The following is a 25,513-nucleotide window of genomic DNA, read 5'->3' on the forward strand; positions in this document are numbered from 1 at the left end:
GCTTCGAAGGGCTCTCAGCCGTCGAGGAGTTGCCGGAGCTCGTCCTCGTGCAGGCGCTGGTCAGGGTCGGCGGTTTCTCCGTTGAAGCGCACGCCTTCCCCGATCAGGACGGTTGCGGCAGTGTCCGTGCGCGAGGGGTCGGGCCATTGGAAGCCGGGGCTGACCTTCCCGGCGGCCGTGAGGACGCGCCAGGGGTTGGGGCATCGACCGCAGGTGCCGAGGTGCTGACCTATGGGGACAGCATGGCTCCCGACCACCGCCGCCAGGTCGCCGTAGGTGGTCCACCGCCCAGCCGGGACACCGCTCAGCAGAGTGTGCAGCCCGGTCCAGTCCTTGCGAGTGCCGCTGAGCTGCCTGGCCAGACCGGTCAGGTCGGACCCTGCCAGCGTGGCCCATTCCCCAGGGTCGACGCCGTCGGGCACGTGGGTGGTGTCCACGTCCCACCACGTCGTTCCCTGTACGACGTCCAGGCTCCGACCGGTCACGCTCGTGAAGATGTGCTTGGCCAGCCCGGTAGGGGAGTATGAATCTCCGTCCGCGTTCCAGACCAGTGGCTTCTCGGTGTCATTGGTCCAGGTGACAGCCCCCCGGTCGGCGTCCTGCGCCACCCAGGACCGGATCTCGGCGCGGATGGCCTCCGTCACACCGTGACGTGGTGTCATCAGCAGCCTCGTCCCGTCGGGCAGCAGGCCCGCACCGACGAGCACGTGGACGGCGTTGCGTGAACGCGAGCGTTCCTGCAGCTTCTTGGCCGCCGCCTCGCCTTCGACCCGGGCCGGGGTGAGCGTGAACTCCTCGGCCTCCGGGGTCGGGTAGACCTTGGTGAACCCGGCGACGAGGTGTCCTTCCACCCGCCACAGGCCGACCTGGACAAGGTCGATGTCGATGCCCATCTCCGACAGCCAGACCACGGAGTGGGTGACCTGCTTGGGGAAGTCGGCGGCGATGATCACCTGCCGGGGTCGCTGGAGCAACGCTGGGCTCCACTCGCCGTCCACGTGGTCGAGCAGCCGCTGCTTGCACGCCTCGATGTCGAGGGTTTGCCCCCTGCGGGACAGGAAGTCACGGTGCGCCTGGGTGAGGGTGTCGAGGTCGAAGCGGGACACCAGGGCGGCGTAGGTGATCGCCTGGAGGTGCACGTCCCGATCGGCCGTCCCCCGCTTCAGCTCGACCACGACGAGGCGTCCGGTCGCGTCCAGCCCCAGCACATCCAGCCGGTCGCGGGCCGGCACCCCGTCGGTGTCGGCCCACCGGTCGTACTCCGCGGTGATCACGAGCACCGACTCCCCGAGTACCTGGGGATGGGCGATCACCCACTCCTGGAGGTGCTGCCGCTCCAGCAGGCTCTCGGCGGCGAGCCCGGTGCGCGATATCGGCGTGGCCGTCCGCCCGTCGACGGTGAAGAGATGATCCACGGTGCCCCCTCGTGCGCCCGGCGCGGTGCGTCGGACGCCCAGAGCGTACGCGGACGGGACCGCCCCCGGGAGCTGTCTCGCCGAATCATCGAAACGCCGAACCACTTCGGGAGCCGATGGGAGCCGGATTCCGGGATCGGCTCCCAAACGGCTCCCAAGACGCCCCCGGAAACCACTCAGGGGCCTGATCCACTTAGTGGATCAGGCCCCTGACCTGGTGTTTCAGCTGTCGGGGTGGCGGGATTTGAACCCACGACCTCTTCGTCCCGAAGCAACTTGGGTGGGAGCTGGGACTTGTGTCTCTGGGCATCTGACGTGCGCTGACGGTCCACCTACGTCCACGCTCGCTTGCCGCCGTTCGCGGGCGTTGTCACGCAGTTAGACACTCAGCCGGTACTTTCCCCTGTGCAGATCGGTGGCGTCCACTGAGAGGTCGGAGATGGGCATCTGCGGCTCGGGGGTGTATGGCCAGCCGCGACGGTCTGTCACCGATCTTGACGTTGCAGGCGACTCAGAGTGCCGTCAATCGCCCACCTGCATGGTCTGCAGACGGACGCTGAATCTCTAGACGCGAGTGAACAGTTCTAAACCCTCGTCGGTACGGCCGCCGGCGGCCTGGTCGGTGCCGTCGGGACGGCAGGTGAAGACTCTGGGGCGCCTCGGCGCCCCGCGTTAGGCGTGTCGGTTGACGAGTTCGCGACTTGCGCACTGCACACCCAGACGAGTTGACCTGCGGGATCAACTGGGCTCGTCTCACGTACTGGTGACGCGATAGCCAGCCATCTGATTCAATCTATGCATCTGTAGATCGAACTAGGCTGGCGGGGGGCCTCGTTGGACGAGTACGAAACGGGGTTCGCCTCGATGGAGAGTGCGATGGTTCGCCCACCCGTGTCCGATGCCCCCGAAGACGAAGCCTGTGGTGGAGGCACGTCTACAGCAGCTCGAGCGGCACTTGTGAGGTCAGCGGGCGAGCTGGAGGAGGCTTTGGCGTCCAAGCTGCGGGAACGGGCCACGTCGACGCCGGAGTTCTGGTCGTTCTCGGGGCGCTCCCGCCGTGAGGCCGGGCACGGCATCTTTGCATACCCAGCGATGATGGTTCCTCAACTGCAGGGCGCACTTTTGGAGGACTTGCAGGCAGTAGATCCTTCTGTGTCCTCAGTCATGGACCCTTTTATGGGGTCGGGAACTGTAATGCTGGAATCGGTAAGTCGAGGGCTTTCTTTTTTGGGTACCGATATCAATCCTTTAGCAGTCCTGCTGGCTACGGTAAAATCCCAGGTGCATGATTCTGAGAAATTAGTAAAGGCTCGCCAGAGGATCGCACTGCGTGTTACTGAGGACACTGCAGAAAAGATTGAAGTTCAGTTTCATAACCGGAATAAATGGTTTCGGCCTGACGTCTCTCAAGATTTGTCGAGGATCAGAAGGGCTATCACGGCCGAGCGTGGAAAAGTGGTTCGTCAGGTCTTTTGGGTTGCTATGGCCGAGACGATCCGTCTAGTGAGTAACAGTCGAACTTCAACCGTCAAATTGCATTCTTACAGTGCTGACGAGATCGAATGCCGACAGATCGATACAGTTGAGACTTTTCTGCGCATTTCGGCATCACAGATTGAACAGCTCAGAGATCAAGCCCGGACATTGTCTCGCGGGTTCGAAAAGAATCCAACCCTGCAAATCCTATGCGCCGTCGGTGACGCTAGAAGTACGCCGACAAAGAAGAATCGCGCATACGCCGACATTTTGATGACATCGCCGCCTTACGGAGACAATGTCACCACCGTTACATACGGCCAGCACAGCTACCTGCCGCTTCAATGGATTGATACCACAGACGTACCAGGTATGCGGCAAGAGCTTTTGGAGAACACCCGCTCCATTGACTCAATAAGTCTCGGAGGGAAGCTTAAAGGTGTTCTCGCCTCGGCTGATGATCTGAGTGATAAATCTCCGGCTTTCGCGTATTGCTTGGATCAACTCAAGATGCATCCAAGGAACGCCCAATTGAGATTTGTTGGATTCATTCGAGATCTGGATGAATCATTGGACGCCATCACGGCCCGCCTGCGAAACGACGCCTGGATGTTTTGGACACTAGGCGAGCGCAAGATCAGCGGAATCTCGGTGCCAACGGTGGCTATTGTTCGCGATTTGCTAATTTCTCGCGGCTCCCGACATATTGAGACACTGGAACGTAAAATTCCAGGCGGAGCGAAGCGCATGGCATACAGGAATGCCAGCGTAGAGACCATGAACACAGAAAGCATCCTCGTTATGCGTGGACCTCGTCACACTGCCTAGGTTCTTGCTCGTAAAGGGAGAGAATGGTGTCTCGGTATTACGAGGGACGTGAGCCGACTGAGACTCTGCACCTTGAGGTGCACCCCTCTGTGGTCTTCAAGCTGGGAGAAGATCTGATCACGGATTCTATGCAAGCTCTAATCGAGCTTGTGAAGAATTGCTATGACGCTGATGCGACGTGGGCAGAGGTTTTAATCAATACCGGGATTGCCGAGACAGATAATTCTGCCAATCCCTCGATTGTCATTCGAGATAATGGCACGGGCATGTCTGTCGAGCAAATCAGGCGCGGATGGCTCACGATCAGCAACTCTATGAAGCGTGAGATGAAGGCGCAGGGGCTCACTACCCATCGCGGCAGGACGCCTCTCGGAGATAAAGGTCTCGGGCGCCTGGGGGCGCAGCGTCTTGGTGACGTCGTATCGATCATCACTAGGCCGGTGGACGCTGGGGTAGAGCACGAGCTTTCGATTGACTGGCGCGCTTTTCAGAGTCGATCATCGCTGCAGGAAGTCGACCTGACACTAGTGACCCGTCCAACTCAAGAGCCGGCCGGGACTACCTTGACTATCACGCAACTACGCGAGCCAGAGCAGTGGCGTGCCGCTTCAAGTAATGGGTCGGAGGATGGTGCGTCTGTTCTACAGAAAGATCTCTCCGTTCTGATCTCGCCATATGGTGGTGAGCGGGGACTCAGAATTCTTGTAAAGGTTGATGAAGAGCGTATTGACCTTTACGATCTGCCGTCACGCATTCGCAAGGCCGCCGAAGTCAGGTACGTCCTCAAATATGCAGACGGAAAGCTTGACATTGTTGGGGAAGCTTCGCTGTCCTATTGGGCGCCGCAAGAAGACAGGCCTGAAGAAGGGAAGCGATCTGAATTTTCCTCTCTTCTAGAGGGAGATTCCGGTGCTGCCTTCGTGGAATGGCTACAGACACACCGCGCTAAGCATATGCAAGCTTTCGGCTGCCGTGCTGCTGACGCCCCATACGTTCTGCGCGCCCATAGAACTATTGCTTTGAGTGAACTTGATAATATCGCGAAGCAACAGCCGGAAAATGGTGAGCCGACCATTGCGGATCCAGGACCCTTCCGTGGGGAAGTCGACTATGTGACCCATGGGCAGGGGCACTCTGAGGCATTCAGCAGCCGACGCGAATTTCGAAACTACCTGAGAAGTCTTGCAGGAATCCGAGTTTATCGTGATGGCTTCGGTGTTCGGATGGATGAAGACTGGCTAGGTCTGCGGAAGTCGCAAACCAGCGGCTCTTCCTTCTACGGCTTGCGGCCCATGAATACTCTGGGTTTTATTGATATCTCGGCACGCCATAATGCTCAGCTCGTCGAGACCACCGACCGCGAAGGCTTTGCCGACACGGCTCATTATCGCAATTTTTTGGCTCTCTTGCAGGGTTGGCATTCCTTTACGGATAAATTCCAGGCTTTCATTCGGCGCTCTTACAATGATTATCGCCAGGAGAGAAAAGCCGTTGAGGCCGGTATTGATCCCGCAGCGAGTTCAGAAGTCCTGATCCAGCACGTCGAGGACACTCGAGTGCGTACGATCGTAACTGCGAAGAAGCGGCTTGCTGCGCTCCGAGAGGACGCCGAGGCTACAGCCAAGAGTCACGAGCGTGTGGCGAATGAGTTGGATGGCAATCAGCGCTCGCTCTTCGCGGACGCAGTGGACCCTGCGATTACGCACGAGCTATCCAATCTGCAGGCTGCGAACAAGCGAAGAGGACAGTCCTTCGCCGAGATCGAGGAAATGCTCGATGCCCTCGACTCTGAACGAGCTGTCCTCCAGTTGCTGCGAGAACAATCCGATCGACTCCGTGAACAGCTCTCTCAGACCTGGGAGACCGTCTCGCTCGGACTCACGGCTGAGGCAGTTTCTCACGAGGTAGCCCATGTGGCTGAGGGCATTGCGGTCAGAAGCGCTCAGATCCGACGACATCTTACTGATTCGTCGACGGTCGATAGGCGGCTTTCGAACTACATCCAATACGTGCAGTCATCAGCGAGCGCGTTGAAACGACAACTGGCGCACCTCAACCCGTCGCTCCGCTACATGCGTGAACGACGGGAGCGGATCGCCCTTGGCGACTTCTGTCAAGATATTGCCGAGTATCATCGCGACAGATGGAGTAAAGGTCCGATCTCAATTAACATTGAGGTGGATCGCGACTTTACCGTTGAGGTCAATAGAGGAAAGCTAACTCAAGTTCTCGATAACCTGTTGCTGAACAGCGAGTACTGGCTCCTGCAAGATCATAGACTTGGCCTCCAGAGCTCTCCCGAAGTGTCACTTCTAGTTAGAGCACCGTATCTGTTCACGAGTGACAACGGTAGGGGAATCGATCGGAGCGTAGAGTCGACGCTATTTGAGCCGTTCGTGTCATTCAAAAAACGCGGTGAAGGCAGAGGGCTGGGTCTATACGTTGTTACGCAGCTACTTGATTCTGAGGGCTGCGGTATCGATTTGGCCCATGAGCGAAACGATAACGGCCGCTTTTACATGTTCCAAGTGGACCTGGGGGGGATGCGTGTTGACGCATGATCAGAGTGTTACGAGCGACGCGGCGACATCTGCGGGTTTGACTCGTGTTCCAGTTCAGGCGGACATGAGTGTAGCGCCAGCCTTCGACGCCAAAGCAGCTTCGGCTGAGCTACTCGAACTTGCTGCGGTAGAGCGCGTCATCTGTGTCGATGATTGGTACGCCGCTAAAGAGGATGACGGGGAGAATATCCTCGCGGCCCTGGCAGAAGAGGCATTGCTGGTATCCGACTGGGAAAAGATCGCCAAGGTCATCCCTGGAGTTGCGCTTTTAAAAGACTCGTCAACCCCTCTGGAACTACTTTTAGACGAGGTGAGAGACAGGTGGGTGTCTCTGGATGAGCATGAGCGTGAGTCGGTACGCAAAATCGTGGACGACCGGCTGGGACCAGACGGGGTTGGGCTCCCCGGGGAAGAAGATGAGCCGGCCGCTGCTTGCTTGCGTGAGCTCCTGGCCGGTTCGAGGGAATTTCTGACGCGCTCACTTTATGACTGGCGCAGGCAAAGAGCGGCATTGCTGGCGGACGGTAAGAGCACGTTGATCCTTTTTGATCGGGACTTCAGTCGAGAGGGTGCGTCGGAGACCGCCGGAGAAGAAGAGATCTCCGGGTTGCTTCAGGACGCTCCTGATAATTGGAGGATTGGCCTTCTAACTCACACAGTGTCTCCAGATGACGCTGAGGTCGAAACGTGGAAGGCGCTTTCGCAACAGTTCGAAGCCGACTCTTCCCGCTTCCTCGTGATCGCTAAGGGTCGCCTTTCAGTGAGCTCTGATGGGTTTCCGCGAATGCTGAAACTAACCCTGCTGGCGCCAGCCCTTGAGCGATTGCAAGGTGGTCTTGCTGAGGCTGTGAATGGGACCTGGGCGGAGGCAATCGATAAAGTTGGTCGGATTGACCCCTACACGCTCGAAGCCGCGCTTAGCGGCGACCGCCTCACCGATGGCACCTGGGGCCCCGAGACGTTGCTACGCATCGCTACGGCGTTTACGCAGGACTCTGTCCGAGCCAAGCTTCGGGCTGATCGCACGGTTCACGTGTCGAGCGAGTTGGTTACCAGCTTGAGCAGAGTCAAGATGCCAAGTGCGGCAAACCCAGACCGCGTGCGTCAGGAGCTCGCAGAGATTGAACGACTTGAGTACTTTGAGTCAGCTGATCATCTGACTGAGCTTCACTTCCCGCTGGAAGTTGGTGACGTTTTCGCATTTCAGAAGTTCGCCGAAAAACCTCATAAGTTCGAACAGCAGCGGATGGGGTCTCCTTCGGTTTCCGGTATCGGTAGTCTTAATCTCCGCCGTATAGGTGACGAGCACTACATGATCCTTCTGGCTCAACCCTGCGATCTGGCCATTCGAGCAGATGGTAAGAGAGGTAACGGTCTGGAATACGTCAGGCTGGCACCTTTGAAAAGCCCCGGCGGGGGGAGGGTGATTACTCATCCAGGGGGAGGAGTGGCGACATCATTTGACCTTCCGTTCTTCTTTGAAGAGTCGGGGGCGGGAGTCGAAGTGAAGCTGAGTCAGCAGCACTACGTCCCGCTGACAGCTCTAGACATGTGTGTCCTGAGCCCGACGGGTGAAGGCTTCATGCTGGCCACTCAGGAGATGCCCGACCATGTCTTGCCGAACTGGCAAGAGCGCTTCAAGAATTTACAGACCTGGGTTGCCAAGCAGGTGACTGCTTACGGGGCCATGGAACCGCACAGGATGCCAGGCAAGGCGGCCGATCAGATCACAGAAGCGATGACTGGAACTGTGGCGTCTAACAGGCTGGAAGCGCTTATTTCGCTGTCGCATTCAGCGATCAATTACGGTGTTAGGAGGATCGGGCGCCTTCGGGAACCATACCGATCAGCGTTGCTTTCTCGGATGGCGCAGCGCGATTCACGGGATGCTTTCGATCCAAGCTTGATCGACAAGAACAAAGCGTAACGAGTAGGTCGGCGGAGCGGGTTTGGCCGGTGGCCTGCCCGGTTTGGGGGCGAGCATGATCAGGGGGCCGTACGCTGGCGGGCAACTCGGGCAGGCTGTGATCCTGCCCGGAATTTGAACGAGTGGCCCCCTGGTCTTGCTCGACGCGGGACCCGAACGGGGGAGGTGGCTAAAGCCGTGGAGCCGACCGCCCCAGCCACAGTGGGTTTCTCCCCACCGTGGTGCTCGCTCCAGCCGCGCGACCGGCGTAGCCGGGGCCAGAGCGGGCCGAAGGCAGGAGCGTCAGGCCCCGGCGGTGAGCCGGGGAGCGCGCGGGGAGCGGAGCGAGCCGCCTTGAACCAGTAGAGAAAGTTTGAATCATGGCGGGCCTTTGAGGCCGCTGCTCTCGTCGGCCTGGGCGCCGTCTCCGTCCTGTGGTGTAGAACCCTGGGTATGGGGAGTGAGCGGCAGGAGCGGATGAAGGTGCTCGGTGCGCGCCTTCGGGCATTGCGTGCTGAGGCCGGCCTGTCCGGTGCAGCGCTGGCCCAGGGAGCCGGGGTCGGGCAGCCCACCGTGTCCAAGGTGGAGAACGGGCGCATGGTCCCCAGCTCCGACGTCTTGGAGCGCCTGGCTCGCGCTCTCCTTCTCGATGAGGCCACTTCGCGTGAGGTGCGGGACCTCTTGACCGCCGTTGAGAGTGCCTCGGACCGGGCGACAGTGGCCACCCCACCTCTCGGCCTGACCGTTGATGACGCCGTGCGGTCGGCTCGGCTGGTGCGTTCGTTCCAGTGCGTGGTTCTGCCGGCCATGTTGCAGAGCGCCGAGTACGCCCGGCACGTGTTCAGCAGCGCGCCGAACGCCACTCCGGAAGCCGTGGGAAGTGCGGTCGCTGCTCGGGTGGAGCGGCAGAGCGTGCTGTACGAGCCCCAGCGGGAGTCGGTCTTCGTGATCACTGAAGCCGTACTGCGGACCTGGCCGGGAACGCCGGACCTGATGCTTGCCCAGTTCGATCGGCTGTTGGCCGTTGAGAGCCTGACCACGGTCCGCCTCGGCATCGTCCCCTGGCCTCGACCAGTGCCGCTCATGCCTCGGCATGGGTTCACTCTGTGCGATCAGGAAGCCGTGGTGATCGAGACTTTCGATCGAGAGCGGATGACCGTCGATTCGGGCGAACTGGCCACGTACGAGGAGGAGTTCGAGCGCTTCGAGGGCGCGGCGGTCTTCGGTGGTGAAGCGAGGGAACTCCTGTTGCGTGTGATGAAGGAGTTCCGGGGTTTGGGTCCGGCCACTCACTCGTAGAGGAATAATTCCTCAAGATGCCTGGCTTGAGCTTGCGCATGGGAATACTCTGCCTTCGGGATGTCTAGTCCCCTAGACGATGACGAGGAGTGTTCATGCGTACCGAGTGGTGCCGTGCTTTCCCTGGTCTGGCCGGGGAGGTGGCCGAGGCCCGTCACTTCGTGGCTTCACTGGTGGAAGGCCATGCCCCTGTCGATGATGCCGTTCTGGTCGTGAGCGAACTGGCGACGAACGCGGTCCGGCACTCCCTGAGCGGAGCGGACGGCGGGTGGTTCCTGGTAGTCGTCGGTTTCGGGGACGATCTCGTGCGGATCGAGGTGATCGATCAGGGTGCTGAGTGCGAACCGCGTCTGTGTGAGGCGACCGAGCAGGAGGAAGGCGGTCGCGGTCTCTCGTTGGTCGCGGGGTGCGCCAAGGACTGGGGAGTCGTGAACTCGGCTGACCGGCGCTCCGTGTGGGCGGACCTGGCGCGGGGGAGCGCGTGATCGAGTACTTCTCCCTCGGTGCGCTGAGCGGTCGGCGGTGAGCCCTCGGGGTGTGCCTCGGAGGCGTAGCGGCTTCTATGTCGTCAGCGTTCGTACGGGACGGCGCCTCCCGCCCGTTTTGTCTAGAGGGCTAGACTCCTGGCACGGGCTAGGAGGTGAGGTCATGTCGGACGAGTTGCGGCGCATCGTGGCCATTGATGATCCGTACCTGCTCCTGCGTGAGGTCACGACGCGGTTGGCCGACGCGCAGCAGGAGGTGACCGAGCTGGCCCGTCTCCGCCGTCGCGTGGTGCAGGACCTCCACGCTCAGGGGCTGTCCTACGCGCAGATCGCCGCGAAGGCGGGCCTCAGCCGTGGGCGTATCCACCAGATCCGGCATACGGGCCCCGCCCCCGAAGGCGCGTTCCTCGGCCGGGGCAGTGTCACCGTCGCAACACCGCTGCGACGGGACGACGAGCGTGGTCGTACGGTCGTCGCGGTCGACGATGTCAGCTCCGGCAAGCGGCTGGAAGAGCTGGCCCGGTCGTACGGGCTCGACGTGACCTCGGAGCACGTCCCGGTCACGGGAGCGATCAACCTCGACCGTGACGGCCTGGTCGTCGTCTGTGGCCCTCGCATGTCCCAGGAAATGTGGGACACGTACGCGCAGGACCCCGTCCTCGCATGGGAGCGAGCGGAAGACGGTCCGTGGACCGTGGTCGACCGGAAGACCGGCCTCGTTCACCGCTCGGGGCAGGACAATGCGCCGGCCCGGCCGTACGACGTCGGATATCTCGGGAGGCTGCCACGGCCGGACGGACAAGGGACGCTCCTCGCCATCGCGGGTATCCACACGCAAGGCTCTCTGGGCGTCGTGCAACTGCTCACCAATGATCTGAACACCTTGTGGGGGCAGGTGGGCGATCAGCGGTTCTCGACGCTCGTGGGTGTCGAGTACGACCCGGACACCAGTGAGCCTCTGTCGGCCGAACTGCTCTGCCCGCTGTACCGGCACGACGAGGTGACGTCGGTGTGAGAGCGGCCCTAGCCACGCTGGCGGCCGATGCCGACCACGAAAACGAAGACTTCGCCGCCGCTGCACCTGGCGCGGCAGTCTTGCTCGACGGCGCAGGGGTCGCAGGAGCAGAGACCGGCTGTTCGCACGGCGTCGCCTGGTTCTCCGCGACTCTCGGTGGCCTGCTGTTGAGCTGTGTTACCTCCCGCCCTGCCCAGCCGCTGACGGACTGCCTTGCCGATGCGATCGGCCGCGTCAGGCGCCTGCATGAGGACACCTGCGACCTGGTGCACCGGGCCAGTCCGACCAGTACGGTCGTCGCCGTCCGCGTCGGTGCGGAAGTTGTCGAGTACCTGGTTCTCGGGGACTCGTCCCTCCTTCTGGCGGACAAGGGCGGAGCCGTGACGGCAGTCAGTGACCGGCGGCTGGATGAGGTCGGTCGGCAGCTGCGCGGGCCGCTCGACTCCTTGCCGACGGGTACGCCTGAACACGCTCGCGCACTTGCTGAGTACCGTGACGCTCTCACCGGCCGTCGCAATCGGCCCGATGGCTTCTGGATCGCTGGGCCCGACTCCTCGGCTGCTGAACATGCCTTCGCTGGCACTCTTCCCCGGAGTGCCCTGGCTTCGGTGACGCTGCTCAGCGACGGCGCGACACGGCTCGTGGATCGCTTCGAACTTGCCTCCTGGCGTCAGGCGTTGGGCGTCATCGGCTCGTCCGGGCCCGAGGAGCTGATTCGAAGCGTCCGGGCGGCTGAGGCCGATGACCCTGACGGGCGGCGCTGGCCTCGCGGCAAAGCGCATGATGACGCCACCGTTCTGCACTGGGTGCTGGCCTAGCTCGGAGCACCGGCGCCACGCCACTCTGAATACCCCCCTAGACAGTTGATGGCGCGTCGGTTTACTGTGAGCGTCAACCCCCCTAGACAGTTCGGGTGGGTCGCCCCTCGCTGTCTAGGGGGGTATGCAGCCGTCGAGTCGCTTGCGGCTCCATCAACCAGTGAGGTTCAGAAGATGCGTGTCATCCCCGTAGACGTCTCCGCCGCCACCCTCCTCGTCACCAAGTTGCCCGAGGTGAAGGTGAAGGACCGCCAGACCGGCGAAGTCGCCGTCGACCCGACGACGAACCAGCGACTCATGGTGCTGGAGCTGGTGTTCATCGCACAGGGTGGTTCGGACATGATCAAGGTGACCGTCCCGGAGCCGGGCATCGGTGAGGGCCTGGTGATGGGCGTGCCCGTCATCCTGTCCGGGCTCGTCGCGCGGCCGTGGGAGAGCGAGTTCGGTGGTCGGATGCGTCACGGCATCGCCTACCGGGCCGACGCGGTCATGGTCAACGCCGCTGCACCGGCAAGGGGTTGAGTGCCATGTCCGACGCCGTATGGGCATTAACGCTCTGCCTGGCTGCCGTTGCCGCGCTGCTGGTGCTGCGCCGTCGTACGCCGGTCGCCTTCTGGTGGCTCGTCGGCTTTCCCATCGTCGCTCTGCGCGTCCTGGCGACCTACCGGGCCACCATGGACGCCTGCGGACTGACGGTTCCGGCCTCCGCCGTCCGCCGGGCCACGGCCCGTCTCGTCGGACGGGAAGCCGCACCCGTACCCCCGCACCGCTCACTGCCACGGCCGACCGGGTCCGGCCTCGTGATGAAGCTCCGCATGGCGACCGGACAGGCGCCGGAGGACTTCTTCGCCTCTGCCGACCGCCTGCGGCACGCCTGGGCCGCACACGCTGTCCATATCCGCCCGACCCGTCCGGGCTGGCTCGAACTGCGCCTGATCGGCTGGGACGTGCTCGCGGACGTGAGGCGTCCTCGGCGTAAGCCGGATGGCGGCGGCCTGCTGTCTCTGCCCCTGGCGCTACGGGACGACGGTCGCTGGCACGTACGGGACTTCCGCACCGTGCCTCATGAACTCATCCTCGGCGCCACGCAGTCCGGGAAGTCCGTCTACCTCCGCAACCTGCTCTGTGGCCTCGCCCGGCAGCCGGTCGTTCTCGTCGGGATCGACTGCAAGTGGGGTGTGGAGCTGGCTCCGTTCGCACCCCGGTTGTCGGCGCTGGCCGATACACAGGACCGGGCGAACGCTCTGCTGGATGCCCTGTTGGACGAGATGGAGGCCCGATTCCGGCTGATCGGAATGACCTCCGTCCTCGGCGCGGACGCCGTACTCACCTCGGATGTGTGGGGGCTGCCGGACAGCGATCGTCCGGTGCCGGTCGTAGTCGTCGTGGATGAGGTGGCGGAACTGTTCCTCGCGGCGAACCGGGATGACGAGAAGCGCCGGGACGCCATGGTCACCAAGCTCATCCGCATGGCGCAGCTCGGCCGTGCCGCCGGCATCTATCTGGAAGTGTGTGGTCAGCGCTTCGGATCGGAACTGGGCAAGGGCGCCACCATGCTCCGGGCGCAGCTCACCGGCCGGGTCTGCCACCGGGTCAACGACGAGTCGTCCGCGAACATGGCACTGGCCGACATCTCAGCCGAAGCAGCCCTGGCCGCAACTGCCATTCCCGCTGACCTTCCGGGCGTCGCGATCGTCGGTGATGCCTCCGGTGGTTGGTCGCGCGCTCGCTCCCCACACCTCACGTTGGACGACGCGGCGGCCGTATGCCGTGCCACCTCCGGCCTGGTACCGGAACTGCCGCGCCTCGACGCGTTCCGCCCGGCGGCCTCCACCGTCGCTGTGGAAGCCGCCCCCTCCACGGGGCCCGTCGCCCGACCGGCGACCGACTAGCTCACCGCTCCCCACGGTCGGCGTGACCGCCTCACGTCATGTCCCTACCCCGCCCATGCCTCGCACCGGAAGGGAACCGTACCGATGCGCGCCCACCTCGCCCGCTTCGATCCCGTGCTCGTGCAAGCCGCCATCGCGGGAGCCCTCTCCTTCTCCCACCTGCACGACCTTGCCGAAGCCGCAGGGCAGGGCGGATGGAAGGCGTGGGCCTACCCGGTCAGCGTCGACCTGCTGCTTGTCGCGGCCTGGCGTCGGATGCGCGAACAGCAGCGCGCCGGACAACCTGCCGGAGGGCCGCGTCTCTGGTTCCTCATCGCCCTGGCTGCTTCCCTCGGAGCCAACGTCGCGACGGCAGGACTCCTCGACCTGGAGCACGTCTCCGCCCCGCTCCGCGTGGTGGTGGCCGGCTGGCCCGCCGTCGCCTTCTTCGGCGGCACGCTCCTCGCTCACGCTCCCCGCCCAACAGCGGTTCGTACGAACCCGATCCCGGAGCCGCCTACCCCGGAACCGCCCGCTGCTGCGGTGGTGGACGACGAGTCGGGGCCGGTCAGTTCGCCTCCTCAACTCCCCGACGCTGAGGCCTCCGAGAAATCGACGTCCGTTCCCGCTCCCGTATCGCCTCTGCCGCCCGCCCTCGTGGACCGCGTCCAGTCGCTGGCGGCGGAGTACCGGGCCTCCACCGGAAGGGCGGCCGATGCCGACACCGTACGGACCCGGCTCGGCCTCCCCGCATCCATGACGCCGTCCGTCGCCGCCCACCTCTGAGAAGGGACCCCGCCCCATGACCCCGCGCTTCCGCAACGTCCGTCGCATCGGCCCCGTCCAGGTCGCCACGTTCCTCGCCCGTGGCCGCAACCGGCACCTCGCCGCCTGCACCGCGCCCCGCTGTGACTTCTCCGCCGAGTACGACAGTCGCCCCGCCGCCGAACTGGCCGCCCGTACCCACCGCTGCAAGGCCTGACAGGAGGTCGTCCCCATGCACGTGCCGCTGTGGTTCGTCGTGCTCGTCGTCGCCGTCCTCGGCATCCAGCTCGCCCGCCCGCCGTGGTGGCTGGTCCTGCTGCTCCTGCTCGGCGGCTACCTCGTCGCCAACAGCTTCCTCGCCCCCGCCGTCGCCGGTCTCCTCGGCTGACCTGAAGAAGGGACCCCGTATGTTCTCGCCGAAGTACCCGACCCCGGACACTCCGCCCGCCCACGTCCCGGCTCCGTACATCCCGTCCCCGCTCCAGGCGGCCCCGGCTCGACCGGCCGTGCGGCTCACTCCCGGAGGCGTCCTCACTCTGGTAGCCGGCGGCGGCGCCCTGGTCCTGGTCGTCGGTACGGTCCTGGTCTCCCTGCTGCTGGCGGTCGCGGTCACCGCTGCGTCCGTCGCCGTCTGCGCCGTCGTCGTCCGCTCGATCCTCCAGAGCGGCCCCCGCTGATCCCCGCTTTCTCGACGCCTTGGCCTGCCCTTGCTGTCTAGCCCCCTGGACGGTATGGGCGGGCCTTGGCCCCCACCAAGGAGGAACCTCACGTGACCCCCCAGGCTCTCGATGCCGGGGCACTCCGCCAGCTGGCCACCCTCGCCCGGTACGGCGACCTCGGCGCTCACGCCCGGCAGATCCAGCACCTCGGCGGCTGTGCGCGGCCCGTCCGGTTGGAAGGCCACCGCCTCGACGTCCTCACCACGACCGGTGAGGTCGTGCGGGAGATCACCGGCGCCACACTTCCCGCCGGTCAGCTCCTCGTCCGTTGCAACAACCGCCGTACCACCCGGTGCGCGGCCTGCGCGGAGACGTACCGCAAGGACACCTTCCACCTCATCACGGCCGGTCTCACCGGAGGAAAGGGCATCGGCCCGGATGTCGCCCATCACCCTCTCGTCTTCGCAACTTTCACCGCCCCTTCCTTCGGGCCTGTCCACAACCGCCCCGGAACCGGCCGCTGCCGCTGCGGACGCCTGCACAGGGAAGGGGACCCCGCCCTCGGTACGCCGCTCAACCCCGACCGCTACGACTACCGCGCCGCCGTCCTCTGGAACGCCCACGCAGGTGCCCTCTGGGCGCGCTTCACCACCTACCTGCGCCAGCAGCTCGCAGCCCGCGCGGGAATCACGCGTACCGCCCTGGGGCAGTGCCTCAAGGTCTCGTACGCCAAGGTCGCGGAGTACCAGCGGCGCGGAGCCGTGCACTTCCATGCCGTGATCCGCCTCGACGGCCCGGAGGGCGCCGAGGACGCCCCGCCCGGATGGGCCACGACCGGGCTGCTCACCGACGCCATCCGGTCCGCCGTCCGCCTGGCCGAGGCTCCGGGGCCGGTGCTGGAGGGGCGCGCCCATACCTTCCGGTTCGGTGAGCAGCTCGACATCCGTCCGATCCGGTCGGCCGACTTCACCGGTACCACGAACCTCACCAGCCGTGCTGTCGCGGCCTACATCGCCAAGTACGCCACCAAGGGCGCCGAGGCCGCGACCGGCACCCTGGACCGGCCCCTTCGCAATCCCGTCACCGATCTCATCGGCGCCGATGTCGGCGAGCACGCACGGCGCATGATCCTCACCTGCTGGCGCCTCGGTGCCCTGCCCGAACTGGAAGACCTCCGCTTGCGAAAGTGGGCCCACATGCTCGGCTTCCGCGGCCACTTCTCCACCAAGTCCCGCGCCTACTCCGTCACGTTGGGCGCCCTCCGCCAGGAACGCGCCGACCACAACGAAGCTCTCACCCGCGAACGCGCCATCGCGGCCGGCCACCCGCTTCCGGAGCCGGACACGGTCCTCGTCTTCTCCCACTGGCGCTTCGCCGGGATGGGCCTGACCGATGCCGAAGCCCTGTTCAGCGCCTTACGACCGCAGTCACCCGACAAGACAGGAGAGCCCCACCATGCGTGATGACGAACTGCTCACCGTGGCCGAGGTGACGAAGCGTCTCCGGCTCGGCCGGTCCACCGTCTACGACCTGATTCGCACGCGGCGCCTGCCTTCGGTCACCATCGGGCGCTGCCGTCGGATTCCTGCCGTCGCCCTGCGTCAGTTCATCGCGGACGAGATGGGGCGGGCGGCCTGATGACGAAACGACGTAGTCGTGGTGACGGCGGCCTGCACTGGGACGAGAAGCGGCAACGGTGGATCGCCACGGCGAACCTCGGCTTCGACCCGAGCGGCAAGCGGATCGTGAAGCGGGGGAGTGGCAGGACCAAGACCGAGGCGAAGAACAAGCTCAAGGAGGTGCTGCGCGACCACGAAGACGGTCTGGCCATCGCGCCGACCAACTACACCGTTAAGGACGCCATCACGGACTGGCTCGCTTACGGCCTGGCCGGCCTCGACCCGAGCACCGTCGCAACGACCACGCTCCTTAGCGAGAAGCACGTCATTCCGTCGCTTGGTGCCCGCAAGCTCCGCGATCTCAGCGCGGAGGACGTTGACCGCTGGCTGGCCAAGAAGTCCAGGACACTCAGCACCCGCACCCTCCAGGGCCTTCACTCCTGCCTGAACCGGGCGGTCAAGCGAGCTATGGCCCGGGACAAGGTCAAGCGGAACGTCGTGGAGCTGTGCTCGGTACCCCAGGGGCAGTCCGGGCGCCCCTCGAAAGCCCTCACCTTCGCCCAGGCCGAGGCCGTTCTCCGGGGAGCTGAGGGGACCTCGATGTACGCGTACATCGTCGTCGCCCTCCTGACCGGTGCCCGCACCGAGGAACTGCGGGCCCTCACCTGGGACCACGTCTTCCTCAAGGGACGGCCCGACCTGGTCCCGCCGCAGCCTCCGCACATCGCCGTGTGGCGGTCGGTCCGGCGGAGCGGCGACACCAAGACCCGCAAGTCCCGGCGCACGCTCGCCCTGCCGTCACGCTGTATCGATGCGCTCTGGCGGCAGTACGAGGATCAGGGCTGGGACCGGCTCGCCGCCGGCGACGAGTGGGAGGAACACGGGCTCGTCTTCTCCTCGGCGGTCGGCAAGCCGCTCGACGCCGCCAACGTCCGCCGCGCCTTCCGCCAGGCGCTCAAGGACGTCGACGGGGTCGACGCTGCCGAGTGGACACCCCGGGAGCTTCGGCACAGCTTCGTGTCACTGCTCTCCGACCGTGGCGTCCCGCTGGAGGAGATCTCCCGACTCGTCGGTCACTCGGGGACGGCCGTGACCGAGGAGGTCTACCGGAAACAGATCAGGCCGGTGATCCAGACGGGCGCCGTCGTCATGGACGGCATCTTCGGCGCGGACCCACGGAAGCCGTAGGCACGCAGAAAGCGATAGTCACGCAGATAGACACACAGCAACGCCAGAGGGCCCTTACCGATTCGGTAAGGGCCCTCTGACCTGGTGCTTAGCTGTCGGGGTGGCGGGATTTGAACCCACGACCTCTTCGTCCCGAACGAAGCGCGCTGCCAAGCTGCGCTACACCCCGATGTCCACCGGTCTCCCGGCGACATCGATTACTTTAGCCCACCTGCGCCCGGAGGCGAAATCCGCTTTCTCCGGGCTCGGCCTCCGCCCCGCGAGAGCGTCACTCCCGCCCCGTCAGCGTCAGCAGGGTGACCTCCGGTGGGCAGGCGAAGCGGACCGGGGTGTAGCGGTTGGTGCCGCAGCCTGCGGAGACATGCAGGTAGGCGCGGTGGCCGCCCGACGTGTGGGTGGACAGGCCCTTGACCCGGTCGGTGTCCAGGTCGCAGTTGGTGACCAGGGCCCCGTAGAAGGGGATGCACAGCTGGCCGCCGTGGGTGTGGCCCGCCAGGATCAGGGGGTAGCCGTCGGCCGTGAAGGCGTCCAGGGAGCGCAGGTACGGGGCGTGGACCACGCCGATGGAGAGGTCGGCGCCGGTCTCCGGGCCGCCCTGGACCTCGGCGTACCGGTCGCGCTTGATGTGCGGGTCGTCCAGGCCCGTGAACGCGATCTCCATGCCGTCCAGCTTCAGCCGGCCGCGGGTGTTCGACAGGTTCAGCCAGCCCGCCTCGTCGAAGGCGTCCCGCATCGGCTCCCACGGGTTGTGCACCACGCCGACCGCGGGTGCGTTGCCGTTGAGGCCGTGCTTGCCCTGGACCTTCTCCAGGAGGTAGCGGCCCGGGTTGCGCAGTTTGGGCCCGTAGTAGTCGTTGGAGCCGAAGACGTACACCCCCGGGAACTCCATCAGCGGCCCCAGCGCGTCCAGCACCTCGGGCACCGCCTCCGGGTCGGAGAGGTTGTCGCCGGTGTTCACCACGAAGTCGGGGCGCAGGCCGGCCAGCGACTGGAGCCAGGCGCGCTTCTTGCGCTGCCCGCTCACCATGTGGATGTCGGACACCTGGAGGACGCGCACCGGACGGGCACCGTGCGGGAGCACCGGAACGGTGACCCGTCGCAGGCGGAACGAGCGGGCCTCGAATCCGGCGGCGTAGGCCAGTCCCGCGGCACCCACCGCTGCGCCGACTGCCGTGACTTTCAGGGGTACTCCGTAGCGTGCGCGCATGGGTCCATCGTCGCAGACGCGGTGCGGCGAGCGGGAAACCGGAGGGCGGCGAGCGCCCCGTACCTGTCACAATCACGGCATGACCACGCTCAAGTCCAAGCTCAAGGAAGACCTCCACACGGCTATGAAGGCGCGTGACGAGCTGACCTCGTCCACCCTTCGGCTCACCCTCACCGCGATCACCAAGGAAGAGGTCAGCGGTACGTCTGCGCGCGAGCTCTCCGACGACGAGGTGCTGAAGGTGATCGCCAAGGAGGCGAAGAAGCGCCGCGAGGCGGCCGAGGCGTTCGCCCAGGGCGGCCGGACCGAGCAGGCGGAGCGGGAGAAGGCGGAGGGCGAGCTGCTGGACGGCTACCTCCCCAAGCAGCTCACCGACGACGAGCTGAACGCGATCGTGGCGTCCGCCGTCGAGGAGGCCAGGGCCGCCGGCGCCGAGGGGCCGCGCGCCATGGGTGCCGTCATGAAGATCGTCAACCCCAAGGTGGCCGGTCTCGCCGAGGGGGGCCGCGTGGCCACCGCGGTGAAGAAGCTTCTCGCGGGCTGACCGTACCGACGTACAAAAGGGTGGGGCGCCCCGGTCGACGGACCGGGGCGCCCCACCCTTCGTATGCCGTACGTGCAGGTCAGGGCCCGGACCTGCCGCCGCCCCGCTGGTTGTCATCGCCGCCGGGGCGGTCGGAGCCGGGCTTGCCGTCCTCGCGGTCCTCGTCACCGCCACGGTCACCGTCGCGGTCGCCCTTCTCCTTGTCCTCCTTCTCCTTCATCCGGGGGACGGAGACGGGGTTGAACTGCGGAGTTTCGGAGGCATCCAGCGCGCCGGTCATCGCGATCCTCCAGATCGGACCGGGGAGGCAGCCACCGCAGACCTTGTCGTAGTACTGGCCGCCGATGGTGACGTCGAACATCGAGCTCTTGTCGCCGATGTCGTCACCGACCCACACCGCGGTGGACAGGTTTGGCGTGTACCCGACGAACCAGGCGTCCTTGCGGTCGTTCGTCGTACCGGTCTTGCCCGCGTTGTCCCGGTCGCTCAGGCCCGCCTGCTGGCCGGTGCCGTCCTCGACGACGCCCTTGAGCATCTGATTGATGGTGTCCGCGGTCTTCTCGCTCATCGCCCGCGAGCACTTCGACTGGGGGACCTTGAGCTTCTTGCCGTTCGGGTCGGTGATCGACTCGATGGCGATCGGCGTGCAGTACGTGCCCCGGTTGGCGAACGCGGCGTACGCGCCGGCCATGGAGAGCGGGGTGCTCACCTCACTGCCGAGGGTGATCGAGGGGGCCTCGACGATCTTCTTGCCGTCACCGCGCTCGTAACCGACCTTCTTCGCCAGCTCCACCGTCTCGCACAGGCCGGCCTTCTGCTCCAGCAGCGCGAAGTAGGTGTTGATGGACTTGCCGAGCGCGCTCGTCATGTCCCAGCGGCCGGCCTCGGACTCCAGCTCGTTCTGGAGGGCCCACTCCGCATAGCCCGCCGGGGAGCCGGTGCAGTTCCGGAAGTCCTGCTCCTGGAGGGTGATCTTCCAGTCCGTCGCGAACGACGTCGCGGGACTGATGCCCTTCTCCAGCGCCGCCGCCGCGGTGAACGGCTTGAAGGTCGAGCCGACCTGGAAGCCGTAGGTGCTGCCGCCCATCTTGTTGCTGACGGACAGGTTGAGCACGGTCTCGTTCTGTTTCTGGTCCAGTCCGTAGGGGCGGGACTGGCCCATGGAGAGGATCTTGCCGCTGCCAGGCTGCACCTGCACCACGGAGGCGGCGAACTTGTCGTCCTTGTTGACCTTCGCGGTCGCGGCCTCGTTGGCGGCCTTCTGGGCGCGCGGGTCGAGCGTGGTCCTGACGGTGAGCCCGCCGAGGTTCCAGAGCTTGGAGCGCTCCTCCTCGGTCTTGCCGAACGCCCGGTCGGTCAGGATCGTCTTGCGTACGTAGTCGCAGAAGAAGCCGGAGCCGCTGACGGCCGTGATGCAGCCGTTCTTCGGCTTGCTGACCTTCAGCTTGATCGGCGTCTCCATGGCCTTGTCGGCCTCGGCCTGCGTGATCGCGCGGGTGGCGGCCATCCGGGTGAGCACGGTGTTACGCCGCTTGGTGGCCTCCTCCGTGTCGTTGACCGGGTCGTAGCGGGTCGGCGACTGGACGATGCCGGCGAGCAGCGCGGCCTCCTCCACCTTCAGGTCCTTGGCGTGCTTGGAGAAGTACCGCTGGGACGCGGCCTCGACGCCGTACGCCTGCTGACCGAAGAAGGTGATGTTGAGGTAGTTCTCCAGGATCTTCTTCTTGCCGAGCTCTTCCTCGACCTGGATCGCGTACTTCAGCTCACGGACCTTGCGGCCGAGTGTCTGCTGGGTGGCCTGCGCGACCTTCTCCTGGTCGTCGCCCGCCTCCTCGACGAACACGTTCTTCACGTACTGCTGGGTGAGGGTCGACGCGCCCTGCGCGGTCCCGCCCGTCTGTACGTTGCGGTTCATCGCGCGCAGGATGCCCTTGAGGTCGACCGCCCCGTGCTCGTAGAAGCGGGAATCCTCGATCGCGATGATCGCGTCCTGCATGTACGGGGAGATTTCCTTGAGCGGGACCACCGTGCGGTCGCGCGAGTAGACCGTCGCGATCGCCCCGCCGTCGCGGTCCAGGATCGTGGTCCGCTGGCTGAGCGGCGGAGTCTTGAGGTTGGAGGGGATCTCGTCGAACCCTTCGACCGTCCCCTTGGCGGCGAGCCCCAACGCTCCGGCTGCGGGCAGCGCGATGCCTGCCAGGACAGCTCCGGAGAGTGCGGCGACACCGAGGAACTTGGCGGCCTGCTGGGTCGTGGTGAGACCCCCGCCCGAGCGCTTCTTTGGCATGAGGGCAGCCTAATCCGTAGTTATGAGCGTTCTGTAGGAACGTGGGCCTCTCGGAGCGTTCGCGTACCAAGCCGTGACATCAGGGTGCGGCTGCGGAGGCATCCAGGTGTGGTTACGCGGTTACGGGGTCGCGGAAGCGCTCGCGGACCCGGTACGGAGGACGGCACGGCGGAAGAGGCGGTGAACGGCCCACCTGCGGGAAACAGCCCATCCACAGGAAACAGCCGACCCGCAGGGAACAGTCCCCCCGCACGGGAAACGGCCCGCGCAGGAAGCAGCCTCTAAGGGAAACGGCACACCCACAGGGGGCGCCTACGTTCTCATTCGCCGGACAGGCGCACAGGCCTTGGCCTAAGCTGCTCTCAACTGTCACAGCAGTCCGGTTCCGTATCAACCCCCCTGCAACCCCATGCACCTCTTCTGGTCATTCTTCTCCCGGCCGGCGCACAGCTGAATCGCACATCGCGGCGCTCCCGAAAACGCCCCGTGTGTCACTGAACGTCCGTTGCCGTTCAGGTGTACTGTCCCGGTTTCGCGGAGTTAGTCGCGCATGTCTTCCCCTCACTCCCCTGGGTGATCTGCCGCATACGCATAGTCCGTTCGGACCATTCAAGATTGGGCCCGAAGGGGGTGTTGTGCTGTCCCCACCTTCCGTAACGTCCTCAACTGGCAGCGGTGAATATGCCGCTACCGCCGTGGGGGAGCCTCGATTCGGGAGAGGACGGCGCCGGCATGGGCTGGGTAACCGACTGGAGTGCGCAGGCAGCCTGCCGCACTACCGATCCGGATGAACTGTTCGTACAAGGGGCAGCGCAGAACAGGGCCAAGGCGGTGTGCACCGGATGCCCGGTGCGGACCGAGTGCCTGGCCGACGCGCTGGACAATCGCGTCGAGTTCGGCGTGTGGGGCGGAATGACGGAGCGGGAGCGCCGCGCACTGCTGCGCCGCCGGCCCACCGTCACGTCCTGGCGCCGTCTGCTGGAAACCGCACGCAGTGAGTACGAGCGGTCCACCGGCATGCTGCCCGGGGTGATCGGGCTGGAGGACGACGAACTGCAGGAGACGTACGCCGCTGTGGGGTAGGGCGGCCGCGGGGCCGGCCTCATGAAGCAGGGTGCTCGTCGGGCGGCGCGCTGCGGAGGTTTACGCGGCTCCGGACGGAGTGTCCGGGGCTGAGCCGGACGCCAGGCGGTCGCCGATGGCCCGCAGGCCGTCCAGGTCGTGCACATCGCCGGGCAGCGCGGCCACCGCGGTCACCGGGACCTCGGGGTGCAGTTCGGTGAAGCGGTCACGTGTGTGCTGTTCGCGCGCGACGACCTGCATCCGCTCGGCGTGCAGCCGCAGCAGACCTGCCGTCAGTTCATCGACGTCCAGAGGAGTTTCGGCGCTGCCGTCCGCCGTGTTCCTCGCATGCGACTCGTGCTTGTCCTCGGGGCTGTTGCCGTGGTCGTGGTCGTCTTCTCCGGTGTTCTCGGGCTCGGGGGAGAGCGGCGGCGCGGTGGCTTCGGGGGCGGAGGCCTTCCGGTCAACAAGACCAGCTTTCCCGGCCGTCTGATCCACAATGCGGGCGTCGTCAAGATTTTCTGCGGCGGTCAGCGCCTGCTCGGCGGAGAGCCGGGAAGCCTCGCTGCCGTGCGCCCGGTTGAGGACGAGACCGGCGAGCGGCATGTCCTCCGCGGCCAGCCGCTCCACGAAGTAGGCGGCCTCGCGCAGCGCGTCCCGCTCCGGCGTCGCGACCACGAGGAACGCGGTCCCGGGGGCCTGGAGCAGCTTGTACGTGGCGTCCGCGCGGCTGCGGAAGCCGCCGAACATGGTGTCCATCGCGGCGACGAACGTCTGCACGTCCCGCAGGAACTGGCCGCCCAGCAGCTTGCCCAGCGTCCCGGTCATCATCGACATACCGACATTGAGGAACTTCATCCCGGCCCGGCCGCCCACCTTCGCGGGCGCCATCAGCAGCCGGATGAACTTCCCGTCCAGGAACGAGCCGAGCCGCTTCGGCGCGTCCAGGAAGTCCAGCGCGGAGCGGGAGGGAGGGGTGTCGACGACGATCAGGTCCCACTCGTCGCGCCCCCGCAGCTGCCCGAGCTTCTCCATCGCCATGTACTCCTGCGTACCGGCGAACCCGGCCGACAGCGACTGGTAGAAGGGGTTCTCCAGGATCGCGCGGGCCCTCTCCGGATCCGCGTGCGCCTCGACGGTCTCGTCGAAGGTGCGCTTCATGTCGAGCATCATGGCGTGCAGTTCGCCCTCGCCCGCGACGCCGTCGACCCGGCGCGGAACGTTGTCCAGCTGGTCGATGCCCATGGACTGCGCGAGCCGGCGGGCCGGGTCGATGGTGAGGACGACGGCCTTCCGGCCGCGCTCGGCCGCCCGTACGCCGAGGGCCGCGGCCGTCGTCGTCTTGCCGACGCCGCCGGAGCCGCAGCAGACGATGATCCGGATGGCCGGGTCGTCGAGCAGCGCGTCGGTGTCCAGCCCGGGAAGCTCCTCCGCGACCGCGACCGTACGCCTGGACCCGCCCGTACTCCTCGACTCGTCCGTCCCCCTGGACCCATCCGTACTCATGAATCCGCCCCTTCCCCTACGCCCTGTTTACGGAGCTCCGTGGCCAGGTCGTGCAGTGCGGCCAGATCCACCCCGTCGCCGATCAGCGGCAGCTCGGCGGTCGGCAGGCCGAGTCCGGCCAGTACGGCGCGCTGCTCGCGCTCCAGACCGACGCGCTGGGCGTGTTCGGAGGCCTGCTCGATCAGGGGCCGTACGAGGGCGGCGGAGCCGGTCACGCCGGCACGGGTCAGCGTCTTGGCGATCTCCTTGCGGCGGCCGGTCGCGGCGGTGCGCAGGGTCTCCTCGTCGACCAGGTGCGGGCGAACCATGTTCACGATGACGCGGCCCACAGGCAGCTCGGCGGCGCGCAGTTCGGCGATGCCGTCCGCCGTCTCCTGGACCGGCATCTCCTCCAGGAGGGTCACCAGGTGGACCGCGGTCTGCGGGGACTTCAGGACCCGCATCACGGCCTGGGCCTGGTTGTGTATCGGGCCGATCCTGGCCAGCCCGGCCACCTCGTCGTTGACGTTGAGGAAGCGGGTGACGCGGCCGGTCGGCGGGGCGTCCATGATCACGTAGTCGTAGATGAACCGGCCCTGCTTGTCCTTGCGGCGTACGGCCTCGCACGCCTTGCCGGTCAGCAGGACGTCCCGGACCCCGGGCGCGATGGTGGTGGCGAAGTCGATCGCGCCGAGCTTCTTGAGCGCCCGGCCCGCGCCGCCGAGCTTGTAGAACATCTGGAGGTAGTCGAGGAGGGCCTGCTCGGCGTCGATCGCCAGGGCGTGCACCTCGCCGCCGCCGGGCGCGACGGCGATCCTGCGCTCCTCATAGGGCAACGCGTCGGCACCGAAGAGCTGCGCGATGCCCTGTCTGCCCTCGACCTCGACGAGGAGGGTACGCCTGCCCTCGGTGGCGAGGGCGAGCGCGAGGGCGGCGGCGACCGTGGTCTTACCGGTACCGCCCTTGCCGCTGACGACCTGGAACCTGCTCACGTATTCGAGCCTAACCAGTCAGGCCCCGGCC

The 25,513-nt window shown here is 65.6% G+C and carries 23 protein-coding genes and 1 tRNA gene; 18 read left to right on the forward strand and 6 right to left on the reverse strand.

The features are described from left to right. Positions 1–14: 14 nt before the first annotated feature. Positions 15–1,415, reverse strand: a complete 1,401-nt coding sequence (locus ACIRR8_RS11485) for a DNA-binding protein (RefSeq protein WP_404062118.1) — start codon at positions 1,413–1,415, stop codon at positions 15–17. 834 nt (positions 1,416–2,249) lie between these two features. Between ACIRR8_RS11485 and ACIRR8_RS11490 the strand changes: the two genes are divergently transcribed. The 16 genes from ACIRR8_RS11490 to xerC all read left to right on the forward strand — a co-directional run bounded on the left by ACIRR8_RS11490 (position 2,250) and on the right by xerC (position 17,905). Continuing rightward, positions 2,250–3,719, forward strand: a complete 1,470-nt coding sequence (locus ACIRR8_RS11490; protein WP_404062121.1) for a hypothetical protein — start codon at positions 2,250–2,252, stop codon at positions 3,717–3,719. Positions 3,720–3,808: 89 nt separating this feature from the next. Then, the gene (locus ACIRR8_RS11495) at positions 3,809–6,280 is read left to right on the forward strand and encodes an ATP-binding protein (protein WP_404062123.1); all 2,472 of its coding nucleotides are present in this window, start codon (positions 3,809–3,811) and stop codon (positions 6,278–6,280) included. Further along, on the forward strand, positions 6,267–8,207 hold the full coding sequence (locus ACIRR8_RS11500) for a hypothetical protein (RefSeq protein WP_404062126.1): 1,941 nt from the start codon (positions 6,267–6,269) through the stop codon (positions 8,205–8,207). Before ACIRR8_RS11495 ends, ACIRR8_RS11500 begins: the two co-directional genes overlap by 14 nt. Before the next feature lie 456 nt (positions 8,208–8,663). Next, complete coding sequence (locus tag ACIRR8_RS11505; protein WP_404062128.1) at positions 8,664–9,485, forward strand: helix-turn-helix domain-containing protein; 822 nt, start codon at positions 8,664–8,666, stop codon at positions 9,483–9,485. Positions 9,486–9,580: 95 nt separating this feature from the next. Further along, positions 9,581–9,970, forward strand: coding sequence for an ATP-binding protein (locus ACIRR8_RS11510; RefSeq protein ID WP_030565069.1), 390 nt, complete (start codon positions 9,581–9,583; stop codon positions 9,968–9,970). Between the two features lie 163 nt (positions 9,971–10,133). Next, positions 10,134–10,985: a sigma-70 family RNA polymerase sigma factor gene (locus tag ACIRR8_RS11515; protein WP_404062131.1), complete on the forward strand. Its 852-nt coding sequence runs from the start codon at positions 10,134–10,136 to the stop codon at positions 10,983–10,985. After that, positions 10,982–11,803, forward strand: a complete 822-nt coding sequence (locus ACIRR8_RS11520) for an integrase (protein ID WP_404062133.1) — start codon at positions 10,982–10,984, stop codon at positions 11,801–11,803. The genes ACIRR8_RS11515 and ACIRR8_RS11520 overlap by 4 nt, the downstream gene beginning before the upstream one ends. 174 nt (positions 11,804–11,977) lie before the next feature. Continuing rightward, on the forward strand, positions 11,978–12,325 hold the full coding sequence (locus ACIRR8_RS11525) for a hypothetical protein (protein WP_030565063.1): 348 nt from the start codon (positions 11,978–11,980) through the stop codon (positions 12,323–12,325). 5 nt (positions 12,326–12,330) lie between these two features. Continuing rightward, positions 12,331–13,695, forward strand: coding sequence for an FtsK/SpoIIIE domain-containing protein (locus tag ACIRR8_RS11530; RefSeq protein ID WP_404062135.1), 1,365 nt, complete (start codon positions 12,331–12,333; stop codon positions 13,693–13,695). Positions 13,696–13,779: 84 nt separating this feature from the next. After that, the gene (locus ACIRR8_RS11535) at positions 13,780–14,460 is read left to right on the forward strand and encodes a DUF2637 domain-containing protein (RefSeq protein ID WP_404062137.1); all 681 of its coding nucleotides are present in this window, start codon (positions 13,780–13,782) and stop codon (positions 14,458–14,460) included. Positions 14,461–14,476: 16 nt separating this feature from the next. After that, entirely contained in the window at positions 14,477–14,656 is a 180-nt protein-coding gene (locus tag ACIRR8_RS11540) for a mobile element transfer protein (RefSeq protein WP_019762649.1), read from the forward strand. Between the two features lie 15 nt (positions 14,657–14,671). After that, positions 14,672–14,827, forward strand: a complete 156-nt coding sequence (locus ACIRR8_RS11545; protein ID WP_169748528.1) for a hypothetical protein — start codon at positions 14,672–14,674, stop codon at positions 14,825–14,827. A gap of 19 nt (positions 14,828–14,846) precedes the next feature. Beyond that, positions 14,847–15,116, forward strand: a complete 270-nt coding sequence (locus tag ACIRR8_RS11550) for a SpdD protein (protein WP_404062141.1) — start codon at positions 14,847–14,849, stop codon at positions 15,114–15,116. A gap of 92 nt (positions 15,117–15,208) precedes the next feature. Next, a complete protein-coding gene (locus ACIRR8_RS11555; protein WP_404062143.1) occupies positions 15,209–16,561 on the forward strand; it encodes a replication initiator in 1,353 nt (450 codons plus the stop codon). Next, positions 16,554–16,736: a helix-turn-helix domain-containing protein gene (locus ACIRR8_RS11560; protein ID WP_010064779.1), complete on the forward strand. Its 183-nt coding sequence runs from the start codon at positions 16,554–16,556 to the stop codon at positions 16,734–16,736. Before ACIRR8_RS11555 ends, ACIRR8_RS11560 begins: the two co-directional genes overlap by 8 nt. Next, on the forward strand, positions 16,736–17,905 hold the full coding sequence (xerC, locus tag ACIRR8_RS11565) for a tyrosine recombinase XerC (RefSeq protein ID WP_404062146.1): 1,170 nt from the start codon (positions 16,736–16,738) through the stop codon (positions 17,903–17,905). The genes ACIRR8_RS11560 and xerC overlap by 1 nt, the downstream gene beginning before the upstream one ends. 95 nt (positions 17,906–18,000) lie before the next feature. On the opposite strand, the gene ACIRR8_RS11570 is transcribed toward xerC, so the two are convergent. Then, a tRNA-Pro gene (locus tag ACIRR8_RS11570) sits at positions 18,001–18,074 on the reverse strand. 99 nt (positions 18,075–18,173) lie between these two features. Next, entirely contained in the window at positions 18,174–19,112 is a 939-nt protein-coding gene (locus ACIRR8_RS11575; RefSeq protein WP_404062149.1) for a metallophosphoesterase, read from the reverse strand. 79 nt (positions 19,113–19,191) lie between these two features. On the opposite strand from ACIRR8_RS11575, the gene ACIRR8_RS11580 reads away from it, so the two are divergent. Further along, positions 19,192–19,656 carry a GatB/YqeY domain-containing protein gene (locus ACIRR8_RS11580; protein ID WP_404062152.1) on the forward strand — a complete coding sequence of 155 codons (465 nt, stop codon included), beginning with the start codon at positions 19,192–19,194 and terminating at the stop codon, positions 19,654–19,656. 79 nt (positions 19,657–19,735) lie between these two features. Here ACIRR8_RS11580 and ACIRR8_RS11585 read toward each other — a convergent pair whose 3' ends face one another. After that, the gene (locus tag ACIRR8_RS11585; protein ID WP_404062155.1) at positions 19,736–21,943 is read right to left on the reverse strand and encodes a transglycosylase domain-containing protein; all 2,208 of its coding nucleotides are present in this window, start codon (positions 21,941–21,943) and stop codon (positions 19,736–19,738) included. Positions 21,944–22,675: 732 nt separating this feature from the next. On the opposite strand from ACIRR8_RS11585, the gene ACIRR8_RS11590 reads away from it, so the two are divergent. After that, positions 22,676–23,026, forward strand: a complete 351-nt coding sequence (locus tag ACIRR8_RS11590) for a WhiB family transcriptional regulator (protein ID WP_404062157.1) — start codon at positions 22,676–22,678, stop codon at positions 23,024–23,026. 60 nt (positions 23,027–23,086) lie between these two features. On the opposite strand, the gene ACIRR8_RS11595 is transcribed toward ACIRR8_RS11590, so the two are convergent. Continuing rightward, positions 23,087–24,511, reverse strand: coding sequence for an ArsA family ATPase (locus ACIRR8_RS11595; protein ID WP_404062160.1), 1,425 nt, complete (start codon positions 24,509–24,511; stop codon positions 23,087–23,089). Then, positions 24,508–25,482: an ArsA family ATPase gene (locus tag ACIRR8_RS11600; RefSeq protein ID WP_404062163.1), complete on the reverse strand. Its 975-nt coding sequence runs from the start codon at positions 25,480–25,482 to the stop codon at positions 24,508–24,510. Before ACIRR8_RS11600 ends, ACIRR8_RS11595 begins: the two co-directional genes overlap by 4 nt. Positions 25,483–25,513 lie beyond the last annotated feature (31 nt).

Origin of the sequence: Streptomyces sp. NPDC101178, from assembly GCF_044767965.1 — a bacterium.
Classification (GTDB): Bacteria; Actinomycetota; Actinomycetes; order Streptomycetales; family Streptomycetaceae; genus Streptomyces.